The organism is Aureibacter tunicatorum (assembly GCF_036492635.1).
GTDB lineage: Bacteria > Bacteroidota > Bacteroidia > Cytophagales > Cyclobacteriaceae > Aureibacter > Aureibacter tunicatorum.
This window is the reverse complement of record NZ_AP025305.1, coordinates 1,600,299-1,625,643: the sequence shown is the minus strand read 5'-3', so window position 1 is coordinate 1,625,643 and position 25,345 is coordinate 1,600,299. Positions and strand designations below refer to the sequence as shown.

At 35.3% G+C, this 25,345-nt stretch carries 19 protein-coding genes; 11 read left to right on the top strand and 8 right to left on the bottom strand.

Annotation, left to right across the window (positions count from 1 at the left end; translation table 11 throughout):
• Positions 1-15: 15 nt before the first annotated feature.
• The 8 genes from AABK36_RS06865 (at position 16) to AABK36_RS25385 (ending at position 5,520) form a co-directional block, all read left to right on the top strand.
• Positions 16-561, top strand: coding sequence for a dihydrofolate reductase family protein (locus AABK36_RS06865; protein WP_309941598.1), 546 nt, complete (start codon positions 16-18; stop codon positions 559-561).
• Positions 562-970: 409 nt separating this feature from the next.
• Positions 971-1,405, top strand: a complete 435-nt coding sequence (locus AABK36_RS06860; protein ID WP_309941596.1) for a hypothetical protein — start codon at positions 971-973, stop codon at positions 1,403-1,405.
• 476 nt (positions 1,406-1,881) lie between these two features.
• A complete protein-coding gene (locus AABK36_RS06855; RefSeq protein WP_309941594.1) occupies positions 1,882-2,142 on the top strand; it encodes a hypothetical protein in 261 nt (86 codons plus the stop codon).
• Positions 2,143-2,944: 802 nt separating this feature from the next.
• Positions 2,945-3,142: a hypothetical protein gene (locus AABK36_RS06850; protein ID WP_309941592.1), complete on the top strand. Its 198-nt coding sequence runs from the start codon at positions 2,945-2,947 to the stop codon at positions 3,140-3,142.
• A 441-nt stretch (positions 3,143-3,583) separates the two neighbouring features.
• Positions 3,584-4,330: a DUF4465 domain-containing protein gene (locus tag AABK36_RS06845; protein WP_309941591.1), complete on the top strand. Its 747-nt coding sequence runs from the start codon at positions 3,584-3,586 to the stop codon at positions 4,328-4,330.
• A gap of 140 nt (positions 4,331-4,470) precedes the next feature.
• The gene (locus AABK36_RS06840; RefSeq protein ID WP_309941590.1) at positions 4,471-4,869 is read left to right on the top strand and encodes a hypothetical protein; all 399 of its coding nucleotides are present in this window, start codon (positions 4,471-4,473) and stop codon (positions 4,867-4,869) included.
• A 235-nt stretch (positions 4,870-5,104) separates the two neighbouring features.
• Positions 5,105-5,410: a hypothetical protein gene (locus AABK36_RS06835; protein WP_309941587.1), complete on the top strand. Its 306-nt coding sequence runs from the start codon at positions 5,105-5,107 to the stop codon at positions 5,408-5,410.
• A 20-nt stretch (positions 5,411-5,430) separates the two neighbouring features.
• Entirely contained in the window at positions 5,431-5,520 is a 90-nt protein-coding gene (locus AABK36_RS25385; protein ID WP_374709131.1) for a DUF6368 family protein, read from the top strand.
• A gap of 85 nt (positions 5,521-5,605) precedes the next feature.
• On the opposite strand, the gene AABK36_RS06830 is transcribed toward AABK36_RS25385, so the two are convergent.
• The 3 genes from AABK36_RS06830 to AABK36_RS06820 all read right to left on the bottom strand — a co-directional run bounded on the left by AABK36_RS06830 (position 5,606) and on the right by AABK36_RS06820 (position 10,396).
• Positions 5,606-7,564 (bottom strand): transglutaminase family protein, encoded by a 1,959-nt coding sequence (locus tag AABK36_RS06830; protein WP_309941584.1) that lies wholly within the window; start codon positions 7,562-7,564, stop codon positions 5,606-5,608.
• Between the two features lie 23 nt (positions 7,565-7,587).
• Positions 7,588-9,414 carry a DUF3857 domain-containing protein gene (locus tag AABK36_RS06825; RefSeq protein ID WP_338390314.1) on the bottom strand — a complete coding sequence of 609 codons (1,827 nt, stop codon included), beginning with the start codon at positions 9,412-9,414 and terminating at the stop codon, positions 7,588-7,590.
• A gap of 181 nt (positions 9,415-9,595) precedes the next feature.
• A complete protein-coding gene (locus tag AABK36_RS06820) occupies positions 9,596-10,396 on the bottom strand; it encodes a class I SAM-dependent methyltransferase (RefSeq protein WP_309941580.1) in 801 nt (266 codons plus the stop codon).
• 216 nt (positions 10,397-10,612) lie between these two features.
• Between AABK36_RS06820 and AABK36_RS06815 the strand changes: the two genes are divergently transcribed.
• The 3 genes from AABK36_RS06815 (at position 10,613) to AABK36_RS06805 (ending at position 15,259) form a co-directional block, all read left to right on the top strand.
• Positions 10,613-11,452, top strand: a complete 840-nt coding sequence (locus tag AABK36_RS06815) for an alpha/beta hydrolase (RefSeq protein WP_309941576.1) — start codon at positions 10,613-10,615, stop codon at positions 11,450-11,452.
• A gap of 262 nt (positions 11,453-11,714) precedes the next feature.
• Positions 11,715-14,618: a sensor histidine kinase gene (locus tag AABK36_RS06810; RefSeq protein ID WP_309941574.1), complete on the top strand. Its 2,904-nt coding sequence runs from the start codon at positions 11,715-11,717 to the stop codon at positions 14,616-14,618.
• 26 nt (positions 14,619-14,644) lie between these two features.
• The gene (locus tag AABK36_RS06805) at positions 14,645-15,259 is read left to right on the top strand and encodes a response regulator (protein ID WP_309941571.1); all 615 of its coding nucleotides are present in this window, start codon (positions 14,645-14,647) and stop codon (positions 15,257-15,259) included.
• A gap of 92 nt (positions 15,260-15,351) precedes the next feature.
• On the opposite strand, the gene AABK36_RS06800 is transcribed toward AABK36_RS06805, so the two are convergent.
• The 5 genes from AABK36_RS06800 to AABK36_RS06780 all read right to left on the bottom strand — a co-directional run bounded on the left by AABK36_RS06800 (position 15,352) and on the right by AABK36_RS06780 (position 25,309).
• Positions 15,352-20,268, bottom strand: a complete 4,917-nt coding sequence (locus AABK36_RS06800) for a M4 family metallopeptidase (protein ID WP_309941570.1) — start codon at positions 20,266-20,268, stop codon at positions 15,352-15,354.
• Between the two features lie 212 nt (positions 20,269-20,480).
• Positions 20,481-21,395 (bottom strand): 23S rRNA (adenine(1618)-N(6))-methyltransferase RlmF, encoded by a 915-nt coding sequence (rlmF, locus tag AABK36_RS06795; protein WP_309941569.1) that lies wholly within the window; start codon positions 21,393-21,395, stop codon positions 20,481-20,483.
• 145 nt (positions 21,396-21,540) lie between these two features.
• A complete protein-coding gene (locus tag AABK36_RS06790; RefSeq protein WP_309941566.1) occupies positions 21,541-22,587 on the bottom strand; it encodes a hypothetical protein in 1,047 nt (348 codons plus the stop codon).
• Positions 22,588-22,823: 236 nt separating this feature from the next.
• Complete coding sequence (locus AABK36_RS06785) at positions 22,824-24,098, bottom strand: hypothetical protein (protein ID WP_309941564.1); 1,275 nt, start codon at positions 24,096-24,098, stop codon at positions 22,824-22,826.
• 14 nt (positions 24,099-24,112) lie between these two features.
• Entirely contained in the window at positions 24,113-25,309 is a 1,197-nt protein-coding gene (locus AABK36_RS06780) for a BamA/TamA family outer membrane protein (protein ID WP_309941562.1), read from the bottom strand.
• Positions 25,310-25,345: the final 36 nt, after the last annotated feature.

The following is a 25,345-nucleotide window of genomic DNA, read 5'->3' as shown; positions in this document are numbered from 1 at the left end:
AAAACAATTATTGATATGAAAGGAAAGAATTTTGTAAATATAGCTTGCAGTTTAGATGGAAAAATCGCTGATCAAGACAACAAAGTCGATTGGTTGCATGAAATCCCGAATCCAAAAAATATCGATATGGGAATCCCTGCCTTCATGGAAAAAGTGGACGCCATTGTGATGGGTAGAAATACCTACGAGACTGTTTTGGGTTTTGGAATTGAATGGCCGTATAAGAAACCTGTGTTTGTACTGAGCAGTTCTCTGACCGAAGTGCCTGAAGAGTTAAAAGGAAAAATTGAATTTATATCAGGCGCACCTCAAGAGATCACAAATTATATCAATAACAAAGGCTATTTGAACTTGTACATTGATGGCGGATTGACGATTCAAAGCTTTTTAGCTGAAGACATGATCGATGAAATGACCATCACGACGATGCCTATTCTACTGGGTGGCGGACCTGCTTTATTTGGGGATTTGCCAAATGCGCGAAGATTTAAACTCAAAGCGTCAAAAGTCTTTTTAGACGAGATCGTTCAAAGCCATTATATTCGAAAACCCCAAGCATAGAAAAATGGGTAAGATTATAGTCAAAGGATCTTGTCAATATTTCATTAAAGCCTGAATATAGAAATCCCCGTAATCAAATCGTTTTGTTTACGGGTTTTTCTGGTTCTGGAAAATCATCGCTTGCCTTCGAAACTATCAACGTCGAAGCTCAAAGACAAATCCTCAAATATAAGAAGCGAATTATGACTTGATAGAAAACCAGTCTCCGGTTATTCTAATCTAACAAAATGGTTTTCAAGCATTCAACATTTAACAAATATGAAAAAAACAAAAGAAATAGAAAGTGATAATACTTCTGTTTTTCCCAAATATTCTATTTCCATGTTAATGAGTTATGAAAGTCAAAAGATGGTCTAGCTTTTAGTAATTTTATAGTTTTTTAACATAAAACTTGCTTTCAATATACTTAATGGATAATTTTGTACCATCGAAAATGAAATGGTTTAGAAAACATATCGCAAGGCTAGTTCCTCATATTTGTTTGTTGCTTAGTATTCACTTTGCCAACATCAGTGTCAATATACTTCAGAATGAAACGTCTCAAAACGTTTTTTACAATGATTCAATTTTTCGCATTGAAAACGAAATTGAGAGTTTTGTCGAATTAATACTACACACTGTCTTTGAAAAAGAGTTTGCTATTCCTGATAATCCTGAAACACAAAATGGAGATCAAATTTTTAAAAAGCCATTTAGCTTTAAATCTCTAGAGCAAGTTTTCAACTATAATCTTTTATTCATTATTTTACCAATAAAAGTCACTCACTTTGGTTATCAGGAGGTTAAGTATTCCCCACCCATTAAAGAAATAATTCCACCACCACCTAAAAATTTTTTAGCTTAAGGTTAAAAAACAGGCTTGTATTTTCTTAAAAAAATGTTTTACAACACGTTTAAAACATATAGTGCTTTTTGTCACATGACTTGAGACAAAAAGAGTATTAAATCTATTCTAAATTTTCAAATTAGAATTAATTTGATATATAAAATACAATCCATTCAGTTTTTTGTAAAACAAATCTTTAGAATTTGATAATATTAATCTTTAAAAATTAATTCAATTTCTCTTACATTTATTTGTGCAATACTCAATCAAATAGATGAAAGGGAATCGAATTTCTAATGGAAAGCTAATAAAATAATATTGATCAAAATTATGTTTACCATATGAATTATATTCATTTATAATTATATGATCTAATACCTCATTAGCTGCTGTTTTCATTTGACTCAATTTTCAACTCACACTCTTAAGCTGCAACCATCCTATTACAATTAAATTATTTCTACCATTTGTCTATATTGTAAAATTACAAAACAATGAAAAAACTTCTTTTTACTTTTTTGAGTTTAATAGTTGTTTGGGGTATTCATACCCAAAGTGTAAAACTAAATCACTGTTATGCAAAGAGATTTTTAGATATTCAAAACTGCAGTGATTTAGTAGAAATGTTAATTTTTCCACATGCTAAATCTGAGTATCTACAGAGTAAGTTAATGTCTAATCCTGAAATTCATTTAGACCTCGATGTTTTTGGCCTATCTTCAAAAATCTGGTTTAATGCTAGTAAAGGAATTTAGAGCTAATAAAAAATCAATCGTGATAATGTCAAATGTCCAAATTATTTTAACACAAGATTAAAATTGAATCTCTTGCAATTGGCTTAAATGAAATACAATTCAAACAAAATAGAAGCGTACAACCTTACTGAAATAATTTTACATAAACATAAACTTTTAATTAAAAACTAATATGACCTAACTATACATTAATGCTAATCAATTAGGAATTCTTTCTTAATCTGCTCAAACGCATAACACTAAGCGTTATTGACTATATTAAAATAACTGACAAGTCATCTAGTATATTGATGTGATTAAACCTGTTCTTTCTCAGATAGGCTGCCTTATTAAAGATAAAGCTCCAACAGAGTTCTTTAATAATGACTTGCTGAAAAAATGAGAAAGTCGTCTAAAAATAATATAAACTACTTGAAGCATAAAGAAGAAAGCCGAAAGATTTTAAGAACTGAAAATATGAAAACCTATTAATCAGTCTGATCTACATTTAAACCTAATTTAAAAATAGTGAGAGATGTGCACAACATAATTACACAGGTATTATTGGTATAGCTGCTTGAAACATTTCTATCACGAGAATTAAGCTATTTACTATATCCAATTTACCACCTTTTAATAAATATTAAATGACTTGATTATTACTCACATAGCTAATGTTTATCACGATTAGTTTTTTATGGCTTTCTTAATCATCCTCCCTTGTATTCCCTCCAGAGGGAAATAAAATGGTATAAAAAATCAATCGTGATAATGTCTACTCTTTAAGAGATAAAAAATACATTATAATTAATTACAATAAATAATGATGGCTAAACATTTAAAAAAAATCGCATCTGCTGTTCTATGTTCAGTAGCTTTAATTTCATGTAAAATTAATATTGATACATCAATTGAAAAGCCTAAACAAAAAGTACTTGATTTTGAAGATTTGGCTTTAATTAACCTCTTCAAAGGTAAAGGAAAAGCAACTATATTAATAATTATTAATAACGATGACTAAACATTTAAAAAATTGTATCTGCTTTCCTATGTGCAGCAGCTTTAGAGTCATGCTCCAATGATATTAATGAATCTACTGAAAAGCCAGAGCAAAAAATACTTGGTTTTGAAGATTTGACTTTAAAAATAATTCTAAATGAGCTTTAAAAGAGGAGGACCCAATCTTCACCTCAGAAATCGCTTCTTTTAAATCATTTGTTGGTTTTGAACGCGCAAGTGCAGGGTATCTAATATCATAGAATCAAAAAAAAAGTCGCTTACTATCTCAGAGGCCAATGGACATGTAGTGAAAGCAAATTTGGGAGCAAATGGGGCGAAAAATTATGCTGTGATCAATTGTGCAGTATCTCCAAGCAAAGCTTAGTCTTCTTCATACTCCTATTTTGATTTATTTATCTAAAAATTATAAAACTTTTTTAATTAAAATTTAAACAAAATAACAATGATTAAACATTTCAAAAAAATCACTTCAGTTTTCTTATTTTCAGCAGCTTTAGTGTCATGTTCCAATGATATTGATGAATCTTCTGAAAAGCCAGAACAAAAAATACTTGGTTTTGAAGATTTAATTCTAAAAAATAATTCTAAATGGGTATCAACAGAGGACAATCCAATCTTCACCTCAGGAATCGCCTCTTTTAAATCATTTGTTGGTTTTGGACGCACAAGTGCAGGATACTCTAATATCATAGAATCAGAAAAAGAGTCGCCAAATGTCTCAGAAGCCAATGGATATGTAGTGAAAGCAAATTCGGGAGCAAATGGCACGAAAAATTATGCTGTGATCAATTGCGCAGTATCTCCAGGCAGTAATTTTGAAGTTAATTTTAGTAAAGAAATTAAACCCGTTAAAGCATCTTTGAATACGAGTGTATATGCTTATTATGCAATGAAAGATGGCGGTGAATATTTTCAAAAATTGCAGAGAGGACAATATCAAAGATTGATAATACAAGGGATCGATAGTCATGGATACCTCATGGATAAAAAAGTAATATTCTATTTCGCAGACCTTAGGGACGGAAAAGATTTTATTTTAGATGAATGGAAAGAAGTAAACTTATCCTCTTTAGGTAAAGTGAATGGCTTAAGCTTTAAAATGGAAGCTAATGTTGAAATCGGGGTAACTTACCCTCCTTCATATTTCTGTTTTGATGAATTAGTCTATCAAGATTTAAATGGCCAATAAACAACCACTTTGCAGCCTCTTTATTATAAATACTATTTTTCACTAAAAAAGAGCATTTATAATGAGCGAAAAGCTAATCAATAATGAACTTATTATATAACACAAATAAAAACACTTACATCAAAAATCAAGATTTAGTTATGAAAAGAAGGTTTAAAAATTTTTTCACACTATTGTTAATAACTATTATATTTTCATCTTGTGGACAAAATATAGAAAATAAAGACAAGTATGAGAATAGTCCATTCGTCGGAACATGGGAACAAATAGACCAGGAAAATAAAGATGAATTTATACTTATTGAAGGCCATAAACTTATTTTGATATTAACTTCTGACGGAACGGGAGAATATAAGATAATTCAACCATCCCAGTCTATAGATTTAGCAGTTAATTGGAATGAAGCTGGTGAAAATAAAATAAACTTAGTAATGTTTTTAAATGGAGTTGTAGCAGCTAAAGGAAATGCAAAACTTGATAAAGACACTCTTTCAATGGATTATGACGGAGATAAATTAATTTTCAAAAAGAAACAATAAATTACATTTCTACGTGAAACCCTAAAATAGCATTACACTTTACGAAAAATAAATTATTCAATAACAGCATGATTAGCTCTGCTGTTATTTTTCTTTTTAATTTACAATGCCTTTGAATTTATGATGACCTCAAGTAATCAAATAAGCGCTATTTAAAAACTATGCCCCATTTCAAACTATATAATAAAACTAAGCTTTTGATGATGTACTAAAATTGTCAAAATAAATGAACAGTATGAAATGGTATAATTATCTAGCATGCTTCTTTTTGGGAGCTTTTCTCATAAATTCTGTGCCTCATATAATTCATGGAATTTCAGGCGATTCTTTTCCTACGCCTTTTGCCAACCCTCCCGGAAAAGGACTATCATCTCCACTCATCAATTTACTTTGGGGTTATTTCAACTTGCTTATGAGTTATATATTGTACAAATTTTCTAAGCTCAATAGCCAAAACAAACAAGCATTGGCAAGCATAACCGCAGGAATCATTATCATGAGCTTTGTCTTGGGCATTACATTGGCAGGTAAACTTAGTTAACGAGGACATGTTAAGAGAAAATATCTAATAAAATTTGGCCTCATCATTTCTGTGACATTGAATTCTTAGAAGAATGGCTTAAAAGTCCTCACTTTCACTTAATCAAGTAACTATAACTTAAAAACCCCATGAATCCAATTGAAATTACTAAAAGCAATCACTTTATCAATTTCAATTGAATTCATGAAATAAAACCTACTGACTTATAGGCTTCAAAACTACAGTTTGGTTGAACTTTTCGATAATGGTATCCACATACGACTTCAACTCTTTGTATTCTTCTTGGTAATAAATCGGCTTTTTAAATTTAAAATTCCCCTTAGCCACAAAGTATCCATTTGTGATTGAGTACTTTAAATCAAGCTTGACAAGTTCATTATTGATATCCAATTCTGAAGGCATGTCTGTAATACTATAGTTTTCAGGGATTTTGAATTTAGACTCAAAAAACTTGTCCATGGAATAGATAAAATCAACCGGGTGGCTTCGTTCCTCCTGTGTCAAAAAGTTCTTCTGAAAAGGCAAATTCATGAACGGATTAACCACCAATTGGCCCGCAAAGCTTTCAACTTCATTTGACCCTTTGATAATCATGCTGCATGAAGCCCCTTGTAGCTTATCCCAAATTTTGACATCATGTATCTCATCAAAATAAGACTTAAAGTGCTTTCTTACTTTTACCGTATCATTCTCAAACTTTTCCCGCTTGCTAACCGCATCATACATTCTACTGCTGACAGAAACCACAGTTTTCATCTGCAAGTTCTCCGCATCAATATCGTACATTACACTATACATGTCTTTAGACAAACCATATGGATGGATATCTATCCATTGGGATTTCTTTTCATCATTAACCAATAGAGCCTTGCCATTCACGCATCGCAACGGCAATTGATTAAACATCGTATTTCGATCAGAGCCGTCCGACAAAAATGAGCTTTCGGATGTCTCGACATATGCCACCACATAATTGGTATAATGATCAAAAGGGTATTGGGTATATATTTTCCCATGTTTCCGAGTGCTTAAGATCAAAGGCTGAGCATTAATGCCGCTAGCGTTAAGCATCGCTATTAGAAATAAGTTGATATCCGCAATACTTCCATTTTTAGTTTTCAAGAAATTTTTCACCGGTTGTGATGCGTATTTTCCATAGTATCCATTCCAAACATAGTTGTTTTTGACATACTCAACGATCTTATTCGCCTTTTCCAACTCATTCAATTTACCCAAATTCAAGCTTGCTATGATCTCTTTGGCATTCCTCTTAGCCGAATTCATATACTTGCCAAACTTCTCATGCTTCAACAGCTCTTTATTCAAATCCATCCAAGTCGAGATAATTTCAACCTTGCCCCCTGTAGGTCTGTAAAATCTGGCCAGCTGAAAATCAACTTTCATGATATAATCCTCAACTGACGATATATAAGTCTCATCAACAAAAGCCGGCACATCTTCCATTACAAAAGTATGAATGTAATCTCGGAACTCGGATGTGCTCGCCCCATACGAAACAGAAACACCTGGAATTCTTCGATATTTCGAACCTTCGCGCTTATCCCTGAAACTAAACTTGTCGATACCCTTCTTTATAAAAACATATTCGTAAAAGGGAATCAAAGCCACATCATATTCACTATACAACGTGGGAATATTGCTCTGAAACTCCCAATCCGGAAGATGGAATTTAAACGGCGTGTCCAACACATAGCTATACTCCAATACAGAACCATCTTGAACATCAGGGAATACAAATTTTTTAACATGCCAATGCTTATTCAGCTTCTCTTCATATACTGCTTTTATATCAAGCTCTGTCAATTTTAACTTTCCTTCCACATAATTATAAGTGACCGCTTTCACATCATGAACTTTCTCCCTTTTGGAATACCCGTCTTCATAGAATGGAATACGAATCTCTGTCACGCCTTCTTCAGTCTTGCTGAAAACTTTGATTCTCTTATGCCTCTTAAACCTTATATCGTATCCTCCTTCCGCATTTTCTATAAAACTGGACTCTCCCTTATCATATAAAATAAGAGCCTTGGCTTCCGGGTCCTTTTCATAAGAAGTCATCTCTATTTCCTCTTGGGTAATTTTTCCAAACTCAATGGACTTCGTCTGCGCCCAAGAGAAAGCGCTTGCTGCCATGCAAAAAATTAGTATAAAATATTTCATTGAATTATTATAGCTGATCGTTTTTTATATTTTATTATCTCATCGACAAATGCGTAAAAATCCGAATATTCCTCTGGAGCTATTTTCCCATTAGGAATAACAATAGATTCATTCACTACCACTTCTTCCTCGCTTAATGTGAAACTTGTGACATAAGTCCCAAATTTAGACTTTAAACTTTTGCTTTCTGGAATTTTTATTTCGCCTACGGGCAGATCCTCAAGCTTCACATTCATCTTATTCACTCGATTTATCGGATTGCCAACAGCATACTCGTCTTTTTGGTCTTCAGGATGCGCAAGACTTGGCAACGACACTATTAAAGGTTGCACAATATGCATGTTGCCTATCTTTCGAAATAAATTACCAAGCTCTCCTTCAGTTTTGATATTGACATGCAAACTATCTCGATGAAAATTGACGAGCTCCCAAGAGTTTATAGTGTAGTTTTTCAAATTAACTTGATCTGAAAGAACATCTTCAAATCTATCATCCATTTCATTTTTGATAAAATATCTGCATGCCTCAAACACCGACCCCTCCAACCTTAGCTCAATGTCCGCTTTCCATTGATTTTCAACTTTTCGAAATGCGTACTTTTGAATTGATCCGGTATCTTCAATCTTTACTTTTGGAATTCTTACCAAGTGACTATTATCATCCTCCACGGACAAACCCCAACGATCTTGAATGAAACGACCCAAATAATCGAATGGCAAATAATCACTGGTATTTTCCAACCACAGTGTATCATTCTCAAGAGGAACGGATAATATTACATGATTGAATTGTTGGCTTGGAAAATCCTCAACTATGTCATTCTCACCTACTCCCGACTTAACCAAAATATAATTAGACTCTATTCCCGCCACGCTCAACAAGGCTTTCATATAGGTTGTCAATGCCTTGCAATCTCCATACTTCTTTTCACTGACGTAAGATGCAGGATAACTTTTAAGTCCGCCTATATCAATCGAGACATTAACATACTTTGTATGCTCCTGCAAATAATAATACAATGTTTTTACTATTTCTTCTTTATCAACCAACCCTTTTATCAATGATTTCACATTTTCCTTGTCAGCTAATGTTAAATCCAAAGCATTTTTGTTGAGATCATAATTCCATTGTCCAAAACTCTTCCATGAATCAAAGCTTCCGCTAATGCCATAATGAAATATCTTGGGAACTACCAACACCTCAGGGCCATCTCTTCTTATAGTGATACTGGGCTGTTTTAAACTTTGCATTTGTCCATTATACATCCATTTGAAAGACTTGCGGCCATCACGTTCAGATCTATTAATTAGCAAAGAGTCCGTGTCGTAATAATTAAGCTGATAATTTGCCGGCACATCCACTTCCAAAGTCGCATGCGCTGTTTTTACAGACTCGTGAATTACCGGATTCCAATAAGTCAAATGCAAAAAATCTTGTGCGACTAACTTATAAGAATACTCAACCCGATAAGGATACTCATTCCAATACATATCAAATTGAGCCACCAAATCATCCTGAAAAAAGGCTTGGTTGGTTCTCGCATTTTTAATAAGCACATCCTTTTTTTTGACCGTTCTAAGAACCTTTCCATTCAAATCAACTATACGAGCGTATTGTAAATCGAGCTTTTGATCCGGACTGTGATGAATATAAATTTCCGCTAAATCATGAGATTTATTATCATTAATTTGAACTACAAAGCTTCGTTCAGTGTGCTTAACAAAATTCTTGTCCACAAAGACTCTAGTGTCATATTTCAAAATTTGTCCGTAACCAATAGTAAAAGTACTTACTAAAAAAATAATCAATACTAATCTTAACAAAATATGATGCAACTTCACTATATCATTTATTAAAAATTATCTCTTAATTCATAATCAAAAATAACAATTCCAAAAAAAATCACACCACAAAAGGCTATTAAAATATCATTTATTTCAAAAATAAAAACACATAATCCACACATGAATTAATTTAATTAAATAAAAAATATATTAAAAACTATTATCTCTTACCAGCTTTTATCGAATAAACCATAGGAATTTTATTTTCAAAATGACTAATTCTGAATTTATTTTTTGCTATTTCAACTGTTTTATTAAAGCAATCATAAGGAGAATAATCAAACTCATTGAAAGCTTCAATTTCAAGCCCATTCTTGATCAAGCTATTCATGACTTCGCCTAGTCCATGATTCCACACAACAAATTCTTGGCTTATCTCTGAATTCCTATCGGCATAAGTTCCTTCCTCTGATTCAGCGATAGGACCCGCATTGAAGTAATTATATTCCACGCTTTGGAAATCATCATCAAACATCCAAACGACTGGATGAAACTCGGCAATCACGAAGTCCCCGCCGGGCTTTAAAAAAGAGGAAATTACATCTGCCCATTTTTCCAAATTTGGCAACCAGCAAATCGTGCCATAGCTTGTGAAAACTATATCGAATTTTTTATCCAAATGATTAGGCAAATCATAGATATCGCAACAAATAAACTCAGCGCTAGCATTCAATTCTAAAGCAAGCGACTTGGCGGCTGCTATTGCTTTATCTGACAAATCGACACCTGTGACATTCGCTCCCATTCTACTTAATGAAATCGTATCTTGTCCGAAATGACATTGCAAATGCAAAATCGACTTGCCTTTAATATCCCCCAACAATTCCAATTCGATGCTGTTCAGCGATGACCGGCCTTGCTTAAAGCTGTCGAGATCATAAAAATCCGATTTCAAATGCACCTCAGTTTTATTATTCCAAGACCGTCTGTTTATTTCTAAATAATTTTCATCTTTTTGCATTACTTCATTTTTTGATTATAAAAAACACACAATATCCAAATATATCAATTTATTAAAACTTCATTATTATCGCTTTAGACTTCTTATAAGCATTTAAATTACTGCTTCATTATCGAAACTTTAAAAAGCGCTAACATGATAAAAGACAAAAATAAATATCTTATATTATTTACAAATTCAAAAAACAACGTCATCAAACAACTAAACTAAGTGCACATGCGATTCTCATTCATTTTCTCAAGTTTTCTTGCTTTAACAAGTATCTTGACGAGCCTACAAAGCTTTTCCCAAACTCAGGAAAATACAAAACCCCTAGCCATAGGCCAGATTCTAACCATCGACTCCAAGATTTTGGAAGAAGAGAGAATTCTAAACATTTACTTGCCTGAAAATTATGAAAACAGCGATAAAAAATACCCAGTAATCTATCTTCTGGATGGCTCTATCGATCAAGACTTCCTTCATATAGCAGGGCTCGTACAATTCAATTCCTTATCTTGGATCAATGTCATTCCCGAATGCATAGTGGTAGGCATAGCAAATGTCGACAGGAAAAGAGATTTTTCTCATCCAACCAGTATCAAAAGAGACAAAAAAGATTTTCCTAGCTCAGGAGGCTCCCAAAAATTCATATCATTCATCGAAAACGAGCTTAAAGAAAGAATCGAGAGCCAATACAGAGCAAATAACGAATCATACCTTATTGGCCAATCCTTAGGAGGCCTTCTTGCCACTGAAATCCTATTGAACAAAACCGAACTATTCGATCATTATATCATTGTCAGTCCAAGCCTATGGTGGGATAATGGATCTGTGCTTAAAACAAGCCTCACGCATCATTCGCCCAAATCAATTTCCATAGCCGTTGGCAAAGAAGGAGAAATCTTAGAAAACAATGCAAAAGAGCTGTACATGAAGCTAGTCGACGATGGTTATCCAAAAGGAAACCTGTATTTCAAGTATTTAGAAAACAGAAATCACGGAGACGCCCTGCATATGGCTGTGTATAATATTTTCGAACATCTTTCAGAAACCAACAAAAAGAAAAATCAATAGAGTGGCTTAAGCCACTTTTTTTTGTCTCGAATTCGCTTTCTATTTTACAATTAAAACCTTCCATACAACCATCACTAACAAAACAAAACAATAAAAATAATTTAAACAATATTAATAAGCATAAAAACAACAAAAAAGACAACCAAAACGAACTTCACTAATGAATATATTACAATAAACAAAACTAGAATAAAATAGTATTTATTAACCTCATATTGTAATATTACAATCATAATAGAATATATGATATCTCTAAAACCTGTTGAGAAGATTGAGTTGGAAAAGAACAATAGCGAATCAAATTGCGATTATTGGCATTGCATTTATAATACAATGCTTCTTTTTTTCATTGAGTTATTCCCAAATCATTGGATTGCACTTCGATACAAAAACAGGATTTCCTCACAATACTGCTTATAATTTACACATAGATTCTTTAGGAAATATCTATACCGGCACAAATGCGGGCTTGTCAATATTCAATGGCCTAACATTCAAAACCATCAACACGCAACATGGACTTCGCAATCATGTCGTGGTTGACATAGCGCAAAACAAAGCAGGCGACATCAATATTTCAACTTGGGGAGGAGGAGTCATGCAGTTAAAAAATGATTCTGTGTACGATGACAAAATAGAAAAGAATAATTTGTGCTATGCGTCTAAGTTACGAGCTTTGGATAGCGGTTTTTTTTATCGACAGTCACTAGGAAACTTTGGAATCAACTATAGTTGTGAAAATAGCTCTACAAATAAATATGACGAATTTTTCATTTGGAAAGACAGTCTCAAAAAAACAGCAAAAGCGAAAATTGGGCCTAAAGCACCGTATATTCAAGATGTAAATTTTAGTTGTTTCAATGAGCGTTTATTTTTCCATCAAGGTTTTTGGGGGAATAGAGAAAGGTTCACCGGTGTGCACTTGCTGAATTCTAACAAGCAAATTTCAACGCCATACTCTTTTCTAAACAATTCCCAGATACATATGATTGACACTTGCGCTGTTCATCAGTGCTTAAAGGCTTCTTCCTTCGGCAATGTTTATCATTTTAATCAATCCGGCATTATCAGTCAAGATTCATTTTTAAATGATCACTTTATTATCAGGAAACACTTATGCAGAGAGACTTTCCAATCATTCAATACCTTCAATTTGAAAAATCAAGGGTTTGATGTTTACTTAAAATTTCCAGATTCACCTTCTCCCACTAACTTAATGCAAAAACACTCTATTAATCATAGAGTCTCCGATATAGAGCTTGACAGCAATGAAAACCTATGGATCTCCTTATTTGGCGGAGGAATGAGGCTATTGCCTTCAGGTCTTATAAAAACCCAAATAGATTATTTATTCCAAGATAAAAACATCTTGGATATTTCATTGGCCAATGACTCAATTGTTTATCTTCTAGAGGATAACCACATTATCCATAAAGCTAATCAACAAGAAGTCATATACAGCACAACACTCAAAGACAATATTACGGCCTTGCATTTTATAAAATCAAAAGACAAAGTGTACGCGGATGTATCGATTCGAAATTATAATCCTAATAAAAACTCGAATATAATCTCCGGTCAAAAATCGATGTACTTCTCCCAAGACTCCAGCTTCACATTTAAAGTCCTCGGTAATTATCTATGGTATACATATGCGAAAGATACATTTCAATTCAGTTTCAAAGAAATACACCTGAACATAAAACATGTCGTTACAAGCCAAGATAAAATTTGGATAGCAACAAACAATGGTTTGCATGCCATTAAAAAGTTTTCGCATCAACCTATTTTTCACTTGAATGAAGAAAATGGGAAAATCAGCAATAATGTTTTATGCCTCCAAGAGATTAATAACAACATATGGGCAGGCACAATGCGTGGAATAGCCATAATTTCTAAAGATGGAAAACTGCAAAAAACGATAAATAAAGACTCTGGCTTGGACAATGAACATATTAACAAAATACATAAAGACAGATATGGCAAAGTATGGGTTTTAACTCAAAAAGGAGTCAGTTTAATCAACTCAAGCAATATATTCAATTTAAATAGCGATTATGGGCTACCGCTTGAAAAAATCACCGACCTGGAAGAAAGCAACAATGGCAACATATGGCTGGCTGGGGGAAAAGGCGTCGTTGTACTTAAAAACAACAATGCCGATTTATTCAACGAAATCAATAAACTTCATATCACAAAATCAGGACTTCGATACAAATTCGCTCCTGTTGCAATTCCCGCATCTTCCAATTACATGCTTCATTATAAAATCAATAACGGTGGATGGCAAAACCTTCAATCCATGAGCCTGGATTTCACTGATTATAAACAGGGTAAATATAGACTGGAACTTAGAGCCAAAAACTTCAGTCAATGGAAATATTTTCCTGTTCAAAAATTTGAAGTGGTATATCCATGGTATCAACAACCTTGGTTATTCATTATCTTATTGTGCGTAACCTTTGGACTTGTAACTTTTTGGATACTTAAAAAACTTACTTCTCTTAAGAAAAAACACGAACTATTGCTCCGTACTCTTAGCGAAAATAAAACCCTGCAAAAAGAATTAGTCAATGTAAGAGAAACAGCAGCCTCGGATTTCCACGACGCCATGGGCAATAAACTTGCGGGAATCACTGTGCTTTCCGAAATGCTTCTCAGAGATGCTGAAAAAGGAAGGCTAAACAACCAGAGAGTTATTCGAATAAAAGAAGATGCCAAAGGGCTTTATGATGGTATGAAAGATGTGATCTGGGCAATGAAAAGCTCCAGCGACGAACTTTGGGAGCTTGCAGTCTACCTGATTGACTTCGGCGAAAAAATGTTTCAGGGAACAGACATCCAATTTTATTCTCAACAAAATATTGATGACAAAGGAGCTAGGCTTCCTATTGGCTGGAACAAACAAATATTGCTCATATTCAAAGAAGCTATGACCAATAGTCTAAAATACTCCGAAGCTGATACCATTGCATTGAATTTAGTCCTTGACAGAAAAAGATTAATGATCTCGCTAATAGACAATGGCATTGGCTTCGACATGAACGCAATTGACAGAATAAATGGAATATCAAATATGAGAAACCGAGCTCAAACCATTGGAGTTGAACTTGAAATCCATTCTCAAAAAGGAACACATATCATTATGACTGCCAATATCCTCTAATAACTATAACAAACTACAAACACACTATGCTTAAAACCAAAATTTTCATCATTGAAGACAATCCCATTCTACTGGAACTTTATGAAGAAATTCTCAGCGAAGAACCTTCTTTTATTGTTACGGGTTGTTTTGAAAGTGTCGAAGAATCTATTCCTTCGGCAAAATCTTCGCCTCCGGATGTCATACTCATGGACATAGGGCTTCCGGGAGTAAACGGCATCGAAGGTTTAAAAATGCATAAAAAAATCAACAGCAAAGTACTAACCATCATGATAACTGTTCATGAAGAATCCAATACTGTATTTGAAGCGCTGAAAGCCGGAGCCATAGGATATCTCACCAAAACCACCTCTCCCGATGAACTTATAGCCAAAACGAAAGAAGCCATAAGCGGAGGGGCTCCCATGAGCGCCAATATCGCGCGCAAAGTAATTACTTTTTTTCAATCGCCAGATCTCAATGAGCTTACTGGAAAAGAAAACGAAGTTGCCAACAGCTTAGCCTCAGGCATGAGTTATGCCAGTATCGCAAGAGAAATGGATGTGTCTGTCAACACCATCAAATATCATATTAGAAATATTTATGAAAAGCTTCATGTGAATTCCAAGCAAGGATTGATAGATATTATTCAAAAAAATTAAAAGTGTAAAGGCCGCTGCATGGAGTCAGCGGCCTTGAAAAATAAAAAAACAAACAACACAAAATTATTGAAACTTAAAAGTTGCGGAATGCTTTACCTGATAGTGATACGCTCCGAGTGCACACCATTCTCTTTAACAACTTTCAGCAAATAAATTCCTGAAGAGAAGTTCGACACATCAATAGTCGTAAAAGTTCCCTGAAGCTTTCCATCCTTAACCAATTGCCCTGATAAGTTATAGATACTCCAACTTTCTCCTCCTATCGCATTACTATCTTGAATATTCAAATTATTTTCTGTCGGATTTGGATAAATTTTGATCCCCTCAAAATCAACGATCTCATCAATTGAACTGATTAAATTCTGAGCCGACTTTCTTGAAGAGTTTCCGCAATCAGTCGACCAACTTTGCCATGAACTTTTCCTCAAAGAACTATTGCTTTCAGCCCAACTGATACTACTAACTTGAATACATGTAAGATCAGTGTTATTCCAACTATTAAAATATTGTAATGAAGTATTATTACTTATATCCATGGATTGTAAATCATTGTCTCTTACAATTAAAGATGTCAATAACACGTTATTAGACACATCCAATACTGTTAAATTATTGAAATCAACATTTAGTTTCTCAAGCGAAATATTCTGATTTAAATCCAACGTTGAGATCTGGTTTTGCGAAATATACAGATCCTCCAAGTTGCTCATATGGCTTACATCAATCGAAGTTAGATTGCATCTTGCAAAATGAAGATCAACTAATTCTGTCTGATTGCTCAAATCAACATATGTGAAATTGTTATCCCCTAAGGCAAGTCGCTTTAAGTTAGGCGCTCCAGTTATGTCTATAGAGGAAATATCATTATTAGGAATCCATAATACAGTCATATTAGGCTTGTCACCAACGATAACAGACGTGGTACTATTTTCCTGACTGTATATTTGCTCTAATTTATCCAATCCAGTCAAGTCAATTTGATCAATATCCGGGTTGAATGATGTACCCAACACTTTCAAATTCACAAATGATTGCAAGCCTGTCAAATCAGCGATATTCTTTCTAAAAACCATCAAAGAACTAACCGCTTCCGCTTCCTCGCATTGTATTTCTCCATCGCCATTTGTATCTACAGTTGGAGAATATGCAAGCAAAGCATTCTTGAAGTTTGCATCTGGAATTTCCACAACACACTCTGGGCATTCCTCCTGCCACTCCGCATGATCATCTTTGAAATAACGGTAATTATAATCCGCATACTGCTTATCCTTTACTTTAATGCAATACAAATCATTGTTCAGCGTACACCTTACATCCCATATTTCATTAAAATGACTAATATCCAAGCTTCTAAGATTATTATCTGTTAGGTCAAGCATATGCAAGTTAAGTATCGGGCTTAAATCAACAGTTCTTAGCTTATTAGAACTCATTTGAAGCATTTCCAAAAGCGGATTACTATCAAAACTCACCTCGTAGATATTATTCTGCCTAATGTCCACAGTTGTCAGGTTTGGATTATTCTCGAAATTAACTTCCGTCAACTTATTGCCATTAAGCCATACGCGCTCAAGAGCCGAGAATTCTGTCAAATCCAAGCTTGTCAACTTATTGTTAGGCAAACTAAGTTGAGTTATGATGTTGTCTTCACTCACTTCAAAAGAAGAAATTTCATTGCCTCCGAATGAAACGTTATTAAGCTTTAAATTATGAGTCAAATCGACAGATTGAATTTTATGATTATATAAGTTCAAACTCTCCAAGTTGACAAATGCCTCTATACCTGTGATATCCTGAATTTCACCATTATAATGACTTATCCATTTCACTAATACTGCTTCACCACACTGAACTTCTCCATCTCCATTCAAATCGATCTTCGATGAGCCGGTAGTATTGATCAGAACTTCTTTAAAATGAACATCTGGAATATCAACCACGCATCCACAACTTTCCTCAACATATTCTGTATGCGAGTCCTTGAAGAAAGTAGAAATTCCCTGAGCCGCATTCACGTCAATAACTTTAATACATGGCAAGTTCTCATTACCAACCGTGTTCAATGCTGTCAAAAAGAAATTATCGCTGATATCCAAAGCATACAAATCGTTATCGCCACAATCAAGCTCCTTCAATCCTAGCATATGATTAACTTCCAGCATAGTAATATCATTGCCGCTGCAATCCAGCACTTCTAATTTGGTCTGGTTAGATACATCAAATTTCACTAAACCAGAATTCGCTATTTTCAGCTCTTTCAAATTAATATTTTCAGCAATATCAAATGTGGAATAATCCGAAAGGTCCATATCATTGCAATGCAATATTTCCAATCCTACACTTTTGTAAATTGAATTCACCTGCAAGCCTTTATTTCCTGAAAGATACAGTTCTTTAAGATTCGGCAAGCTTTCAGAGCTAAACCAGCTCATGTTATTGTATTCCAAATCAATAAATTCAAGCGATCTGTTTTTATGAAAATTAAACGTCTGAATAGGGTTGTGATCAGCTACCAACTTTTTCAAATTTGTGAACCCTTGCAAGCCTTGAAGGTTGACGATGCTACTGTTTGACAAGAAAAGCTCTTCCACGACATTAGCCTCAGCGCACTGGATCTTGCCGTCATTATTCGTATCAATCACTGGGTCATGATTGACCAATGCCTGAACAAAGTTCGCATCTGGAATATCCAAAGTACAATCGCAATCACCATCTTGCTCCGTATACATGGTATACACCTCTTTTACATATCGTGTATTGCTATTTGCAGCCTCCTCATCAATCACTTTCACACAGAACAACTCTGGGTTCTCAATACAAGTAAATCTCATCAACCTATTTGTAAAGCTCACATCCAAATATTGTAGTTGATTGTAAGAGCATTCCAAATGCTTTAATTGAGTATTATTATTGAATTGTATATTTTGAATATTATTATTATTACAGAACACATATTCCAAAGTAGGGGAATCAGGCAATATCAATTCAGTCAATTGATTTCCATTACATCTAAGCGCATTAAACTTCGTCAAACCAGTTAAATTCAAATCGGTCAAATTATTATTTCTGCAATAAAGCACATCCAAGTGCTTATTCTGGCTCACATCCAAAGTTGTTAAAGTATTCCCATCAACATACAAATCAGTTATATACTTAAATGCTTCAATTCCTTGCAAATTGGCAATTTTTTTATTCGACAAAGGCAATACCGTTGCAACCTCTGCTTCTCCGCATTGCACTTCTCCATCCCCATTCAAATCAATTCCTAAATCCAATACCGCTTGCTTAAAGTTTCTATCAGGAATATTAACCACACACGACTCTTTTATTCCCATTACATTAACCGCATCCCAAGCATGCATAACCATAGCTTTCACATCTGGCTCGTTTGGATAAAGATCTTCAGTAGCCAAAATCGAATAAAAACGCGCATGAGCATAACCTGAATTTTTAGTTAAATAAACGGTCATTGTTCTAAATGCAATCTGAGCCGCTTTTTCCAAGCCGATAGGCTTTACATCATAGGGAAAGTTTACCGAATTTATTCCTTTATCTCCTTCACTTAATAAATAAAACCAATAATTCTGCACAGAGCTATTAGTATGCACACCAAAATTATCAAACGAACTAGTATGCCAATAAGTCGACCTGTAAGTATCCGGGTCTCTAAAAGAATTGGGATCAGACATGCTCCTAAATGCTCCATCCTCTTGATTCGAGCCAAGCAACCAATCCGACTCATCACCCAATGTTTTTATTTCTATATAAGTTCCAAAAATATCAGCGAAAGATTCATTTAAAGCACCTGATTCATGAGAGTAAACCAAATTAGAAGTGTGCCTTACAACTTGATGCGTGAATTCATGGCCAACAACGTCAAGCTCAGTCACAGGATTTAGGCCATCTTCTCCGTCTCCAAACACCAATCTATTCCCCTTAGCAAAGGCATTAACCAAGTTATTTCCATAGTTGACGTAGCATTCAATTTCTCCTCCGTTATTATCATAAGAATTTTGGCTAAAGTCTGATCTATAAATCTCCAATGATCTTTCCAGCCCCCAATGAACATCTACAGCTGCCTTTCCTGCTGGTGTTGCAAAATGCCATTCATTGTCAGTGCTCTCAATCTCATCAGAAAAATAATAGCTTTTTCCACCATTTAGAGTCTTGGTAGTATAATTGTTTCCATTGGCAAAATTTGACAATTTGTAATTTTGAGAGGAGTTCATTCTATAAGTGATAAACTGCTTTACTCCCTCGTAATTCGTAGTTCCATTGCCAGTATGATCTCCATAATGGATCTCACTATTTTCATACAACACGGTTCCACTTTCAGCGTCGATATACAGATCAGCGTGATACAACTCCGAAGCTGCTTCCACATTGATTTTAAATGCTAATCTGTAACCGCTTGCCAGATTGGAAATATCGCGAGGCAAGTATACTTTCTCAGGCTGGGGAGCTGGAGGCATTGGAGCGCCTGGCCTTGAGCCAGGCTCTGGTTCCCAAGAATACCTTTGTGCTCCAATATGACTTTTAGCGATATCCAAAACACTGGATTCGCTTATCTGCCTGCCTGGAGTCGTCGGCCCTTCGGATTCTTGTGGGAAATGAGCAATTGCACCTGTAATCGTCTTCACGTAGCCCTTTTTCACATGAGCTACGATCTCTATGCCGTCAACAAGAATCCCGTTAAAGAGCTGTTCATACCTGTAATGCGTGAAGCCAATATGATCAGTATATTGGCTTTTAAGCCTAAATGTCAATTGAGGGTGAACCCTTAAGTCAGAATATAGTCTTTGCAGGAATGAACTAAAGGGCTGGTTCTCTTCAATAAACCTTATGATTCCTGTACCGTTTGTGTCGCTAAGTCTTACAATTTTAGAAGAGCTTCCTGTACCACCTATCGGTCCGTTTTGAGATTGTGCCGATAATTGGAAAGACGTCAATAGCAACGCTGAAAAAAGCGTTAAAATTCTATGTGACAATCTTAATTTTTCTAGTTTCATGTCTGGAAATAATTCAGTCTTAGTTTGAGATTCGTTTTCGATTTTGATCAAAATACGGAAGCAAAATTATGCACTTCTCAAACACCATTTCCCACCCATTTTGGGTAGGAAGACGAATTTTTTCAAAAAACTTTCACACTAGCTCTTCAAGCATCTCACAAAGCCTATTATGAATTTAGGCTATCAAAAAATTCATACAAGCTTAACTTTAATTACATAAAAGTCCAAGCTACGAACCTGCTAACCTTTTGCCCTTGCTTCATCTCAACAAAACGATATGACTTGACCTTGTTCCATTTAAGAATATGCTCTAATTTCTTGACGTTTTCCTTTTGTGACACTAGCGATGTAAACCATTTGCATTGCTGAGCAAACTCAGCGCTCTCCTCAATCATCTTCTGGATAAACGCTAATTCACCACCCTTGCACCACAGCTCATGGTCACCTCCGCCAAAGTTGTAATTTGCAGATAATTTGCCTTTGCTCAAATTGCTTGCTTTTCGCATGTTAGCTTCTTTTGCTTCCTTTTCAGATTTATAAAAAGGCGGATTGCAAATCGTAAAATCAAAGCGATCCTCAGGTCCAATAATTCCCTTAAACACGTGATTCAAATCATTTTGTCTTCTCAATTGGATCTTATTTCGCAAGCCTTTATTCGATTTAACAATGGCTTGCGCGGCTTTCAAGGCTTTTACATTTGTCTCGCTAGCTACAAAATTCCAGTCAAACAATTTATTACCCAATATTGGATAAATCAAGCTAGCTCCAGCTCCTATATCCAAGCCTTTGACTTTCTTTCTCGATTCACCTTCTATCGTTTTCTCATCAAGCAAGTCAGAAACATAATATAAATAATCGGCTCGTCCTGGAATGGGAGGACACAAATACCCTTTAGGCAAATCCCAAAACTCAAGCTTGTAATGGTATTTCAACAACGCTTTATTTAGAGCGACAACTGCTTGCGGGTCTGAAAAATTGATGGACAGCCTATTTCCAGGCAGCTTAACCAAAAAATCCTTAAGCTCAGGCGAAGCTTCTGTCAACTTGGAAAAGTCATAGCCAAATCTGTGAATATTACGTTTGTGAAATTTTTCTGAATTTGAGGATTGTTTAGGCTTATTCGTCATTTGTCAAGTGAATTTAGATTTGATTTTGAAGAGCGCAACCCTGCAAAATTAACTATTTTACTTTTTATTCTCTTAACATTAAGACATTAAACTTCAAGAAGGATCTCCAAAACATTTGCTTTCTGAAGATCCGACTTCTCTGATATTATTTCACTCCCGTATATGGATTGTAAGTATAATTTCTGCTGAATTCACCAAGATTCGAGAAGTAATGAGCAGTCAACTTCGCAGGATTATTGGCAATTTCTCCAGTATAAGAAGCCCCGTCATTTCCATCATCCCAATTCCAAGGAGTATTCGCGCTCCCATTATTTGTAAATGAATTAGGAAAATACTTTGCATTGATCAAAAAACGCGTGTCAAACCTTCTATCCCAGATGCCATTCGTTTCAAAAATATCCACTAGCTTGTACTTCACATGCCTGTCGTAATCATCAGATGGATATTCCGATATAGTCAAACTTGGATAGTACTTCACATAATCGCTCCCTCCCGGCTTGAAATCAGGAAAAGTTTTCATCCCATGGCCTTTCGCCTCTTGCGTTGTCAATACTCTCAATGAGCCATCGTAATTTTCTCTATCGCAAGTTCCATCTATATTTTCATGTCCCCCGCTTAATGAACTCCCTTGAGGTTTGTAGGAATAAAAATCGCTGTGGAATACAGTTACAACACCTTCAAGGCTTCCAAACTGCGATCCATCTTTTCTAATAATATGTAGCGCGCCTTCCAAGTCATTCTCATGTTGATCCAAGCTGTACAAAAAGAAAATGTCCGTCCAATCTCTTGGATGAAAGAAAGTGTACAGAATAAAATAGTGCGTTTCTGATTCCACCACCGAATAGTAACTTACCGCTTTGCAATCATTCTTGCTTTTTAAATTATCCCAGTTATTCGTGGAAACCCAATCTCCATCAAAATCTATAGCCGTCACATAATCCGACACTCCTCCCAACGAATATCTTCCTGTCTGGTCAACATCTTGAATATGAACAGGCGCATGATGATATACCAAAGGCTTGTAATCTCCCAAAGAATTCACAGAAGCAGTAGGCTCAGTTTCCGACCTCACTATGGAGTTTTCAAATGAGTCAATCTCGATCACTTCATCAAGATCGCTAGTTTGTTGGCAAGAAGCCATGAGAAGAGAACATCCCGTTAAGAAAACTCCCAAATGTAATTTTAAATTCATTGTTGTATTTTTTAGAGTTAAACCCCTCTAATATATTCACCTACAACAATATTTAGCACACTCATCAAAGATGTAATCAATACATAACTCTTTAATAAAATGCGAAAAAAATAATTAAAGAAAGCTTAAAATTAAAAGCATCGTGCATTAAATAATGGAGCAAATTTGAAAATTAATCAAAAAAGCCTTCCCAAAAATTTGAAGAAGGCTATAATCAAAATTCTCATAAAACGATATTACCAATACGTATATCTATCCAACGCATGTTGTTGACGACTTGATAATTGCTCGCTTCTTTGATCTTTGGAGAATTTAGGCGTGCCTTCAGGAAGGTGTTCCAAAAGGTTCGATAACTTCACCACTTGAGTTTCCGGCTTAAAATCCAAACCCAGCTCTCTTAAACTCTGAATTCTCAAAGTCATAACTCCCTTTTTCATTCCACAGGCATCTATCCAATTCTCTATACCCGGATCTTTTTCGCTAACAACAATATAATAATACCCGTCAGAGCTCTTGAATGCCTGACACTTGCCGTCTCTACCCCATGACAAACTCGATTGTCTATTTCTCCAATCCGGACTTGACCCCCAAAAATTAAGTATTTGAAAACCGCAATACCCTGCGTCCACCTCTCTCAACTTCACCACCAAGGCCTCGTCGCTTTCCAGTTGCCAATATCCATAAGAGCTTTTTTGAGATAATATACCGATTTCACCTGTCGTCTTGAACTTCATCAATGAGTTTTTAGGCATCAAGGTCATTTTCCAAGCAAAATTAGGCCAAAATTTACCTTGGCGGTTGATTATATCAGCTGCGTTTCTCACCTTTTTGGCCATCATATCCATATCAGTGTTTGGACTCGGCTCACCTGATGTGCCCTCCAACTCGATATACACATCTCCGTGCCTTTCTTTATCCCATTCTGAATGATTGCTTCTGACAATCAAAGACAATATTCTATCTTCTTGCTCCAACTCCATCCAGTTTTGCATATGTGACTCTCTATGCTTGCTCAAATATATCACAAAGTCCCCATTTTCATCCAGATTCATTTGCTCATCTTCCAATACAGCGATAGCTCCTTTAGGATCTGGTCCATAAAATGTCTCAACAAGAAAGTCAGCAGTGGTTCCTCTATTTCCGGTAATCTTGTACACATGCTTGCCATCTGGATTCCACACATTCGCGACTCTGTAATAGTTGTCCGGATTATCGATTCCTATTCTTCTGGTGGGACTTTCCATGTTTCTAAAGTTGGGAAAGTCCGGATTAGTCATTATCAAATCCTGATTACCAGCAATGAGCATAGATAAAAGCTCATATGCTCCTGCCTGATGAACAGAATCCAATTTGAAAATTTTACTATTTACAAATTCCTCCTCGGCATTTTGCACCGCTTGGTTGTATTCTTTCCAAGCCATTTGTAGTTCTGTGGTCTCTGTGCTGGATTTGACGCCTTTGCAAGACATCATTCCCGCCAAAGCCGTTGCGATTAGAATATATTTTTTCATGATGCATTCCCTTTTTAAAAGGCTTCAGTCATATTGAAATATAATAATGTTTGATTGTTTATTGGGTCTTTTCCTATATCCATTCTAAAGTTCATTCTAGGCTGAACTTCTATACGTATTCCAACGCCATAATTCGGCAACAATGGAGACCAATTGGACATATCAGGCCCTATCGACCCCAAGCCACACCAAGCGGCGAATCCCATTTTCGATCCCAACCTTCTCAACCACGTTTCATCGCCCATATTGAACATGTGCCTGTATTCAACGACTCCTGCCATGGAGTTGCTGTCACGATATTGCCCCATATAATAACCCCTCAAATCAAATGGAGAACCTATTGGAGCATATTCTGTCAAAGGCACATCTCCGGATGTGAATTGTCCTTTTAACATCCATGCCAATACTTTTCTTTCTCCCAAAAACTTCAACTCCTTAAACTGTCTATAATTGAAATTATAAACCCCATAATCGCTCTCGCCTCCAAAACTCTTGGAGTAATATGTAGCGCTGAACTCCAACAACATTCCACTATAAGCATTGGCCGGGACGTCTCTGGTATCATAATTAAAATTAACGCCTAAACCGACATTGAAAAACTTAAGGCCAGTGCTATCACCTCCTTGGGCAATATAAACAGGATCATTCATCACTCCTTGGCTTGGCTCCGTGATATTTTGTTGTGAAATATCTATTGACCCTCCTAAGAATAAATCTGTCTTCTTGTACCTGAATAACAACACTGGATTAAATCTGTAACCTATATTTCTATATTCCGTGGTCGTTTCGCCTTTTTCAATCTCGGAATTATTAGCGTAGCCAATACCATAATAATTTTCTATAGTATTCTTCGCGCTTATTTGACCAAAAATTCTAAATCGATCATGGTTGAAAAAAAGCTGGGGCCTAATGATCGCACTACCACCTCCATTTGCCATATAAGCAAAAGCGACAGGCACGACAGATCTCTTCAATGCAGTATCCGCAGGATTAGTTGAAAAAGTAAACAAAGCACTACCTCCAATCAAAAAACCGAAATCCGGTGAATATCCCGGTCCTCCCAGCATACTAAAACGCAGATTTCTCTTCGCTTTAACTGAATCAGTAGCCAAAGTATCTAGTTCAGCCGCTTTAACCAAATTTATATTTGACACACAAAAAAATACAGCGATTATCGCTACTAAAGCAGCAACATTAACCTTTAAGTTCATAGTCTAATTTTAAATCTTCCCTCACACAGGGCTCTT

What these genes read in the sequence shown, in the direction of transcription:
- AABK36_RS06865 (WP_309941598.1), top strand. Translation starts at nt 16, where the DNA reads ATGAAAGGAAAGAATTTTGTAAATATAGCTTGCAGTTTAGATGGAAAA.
- AABK36_RS06860 (WP_309941596.1), top strand. Translation starts at nt 971, where the DNA reads ATGGATAATTTTGTACCATCGAAAATGAAATGGTTTAGAAAACATATC.
- AABK36_RS06855 (WP_309941594.1), top strand. Translation starts at nt 1,882, where the DNA reads ATGAAAAAACTTCTTTTTACTTTTTTGAGTTTAATAGTTGTTTGGGGT.
- AABK36_RS06850 (WP_309941592.1), top strand. Translation starts at nt 2,945, where the DNA reads ATGATGGCTAAACATTTAAAAAAAATCGCATCTGCTGTTCTATGTTCA.
- AABK36_RS06845 (WP_309941591.1), top strand. Translation starts at nt 3,584, where the DNA reads ATGATTAAACATTTCAAAAAAATCACTTCAGTTTTCTTATTTTCAGCA.
- AABK36_RS06840 (WP_309941590.1), top strand. Translation starts at nt 4,471, where the DNA reads ATGAAAAGAAGGTTTAAAAATTTTTTCACACTATTGTTAATAACTATT.
- AABK36_RS06835 (WP_309941587.1), top strand. Translation starts at nt 5,105, where the DNA reads ATGAAATGGTATAATTATCTAGCATGCTTCTTTTTGGGAGCTTTTCTC.
- AABK36_RS06830 (WP_309941584.1), bottom strand. Translation starts at nt 7,564, where the DNA reads ATGGCAGCAAGCGCTTTCTCTTGGGCGCAGACGAAGTCCATTGAGTTT.
- AABK36_RS06820 (WP_309941580.1), bottom strand. Translation starts at nt 10,396, where the DNA reads ATGCAAAAAGATGAAAATTATTTAGAAATAAACAGACGGTCTTGGAAT.
- AABK36_RS06815 (WP_309941576.1), top strand. Translation starts at nt 10,613, where the DNA reads ATGCGATTCTCATTCATTTTCTCAAGTTTTCTTGCTTTAACAAGTATC.
- AABK36_RS06805 (WP_309941571.1), top strand. Translation starts at nt 14,645, where the DNA reads ATGCTTAAAACCAAAATTTTCATCATTGAAGACAATCCCATTCTACTG.
- AABK36_RS06800 (WP_309941570.1), bottom strand. Translation starts at nt 20,268, where the DNA reads ATGAAACTAGAAAAATTAAGATTGTCACATAGAATTTTAACGCTTTTT.
- rlmF (WP_309941569.1), bottom strand. Translation starts at nt 21,395, where the DNA reads ATGACGAATAAGCCTAAACAATCCTCAAATTCAGAAAAATTTCACAAA.
- AABK36_RS06790 (WP_309941566.1), bottom strand. Translation starts at nt 22,587, where the DNA reads ATGAATTTAAAATTACATTTGGGAGTTTTCTTAACGGGATGTTCTCTT.
- AABK36_RS06785 (WP_309941564.1), bottom strand. Translation starts at nt 24,098, where the DNA reads ATGAAAAAATATATTCTAATCGCAACGGCTTTGGCGGGAATGATGTCT.
- AABK36_RS06780 (WP_309941562.1), bottom strand. Translation starts at nt 25,309, where the DNA reads ATGAACTTAAAGGTTAATGTTGCTGCTTTAGTAGCGATAATCGCTGTA.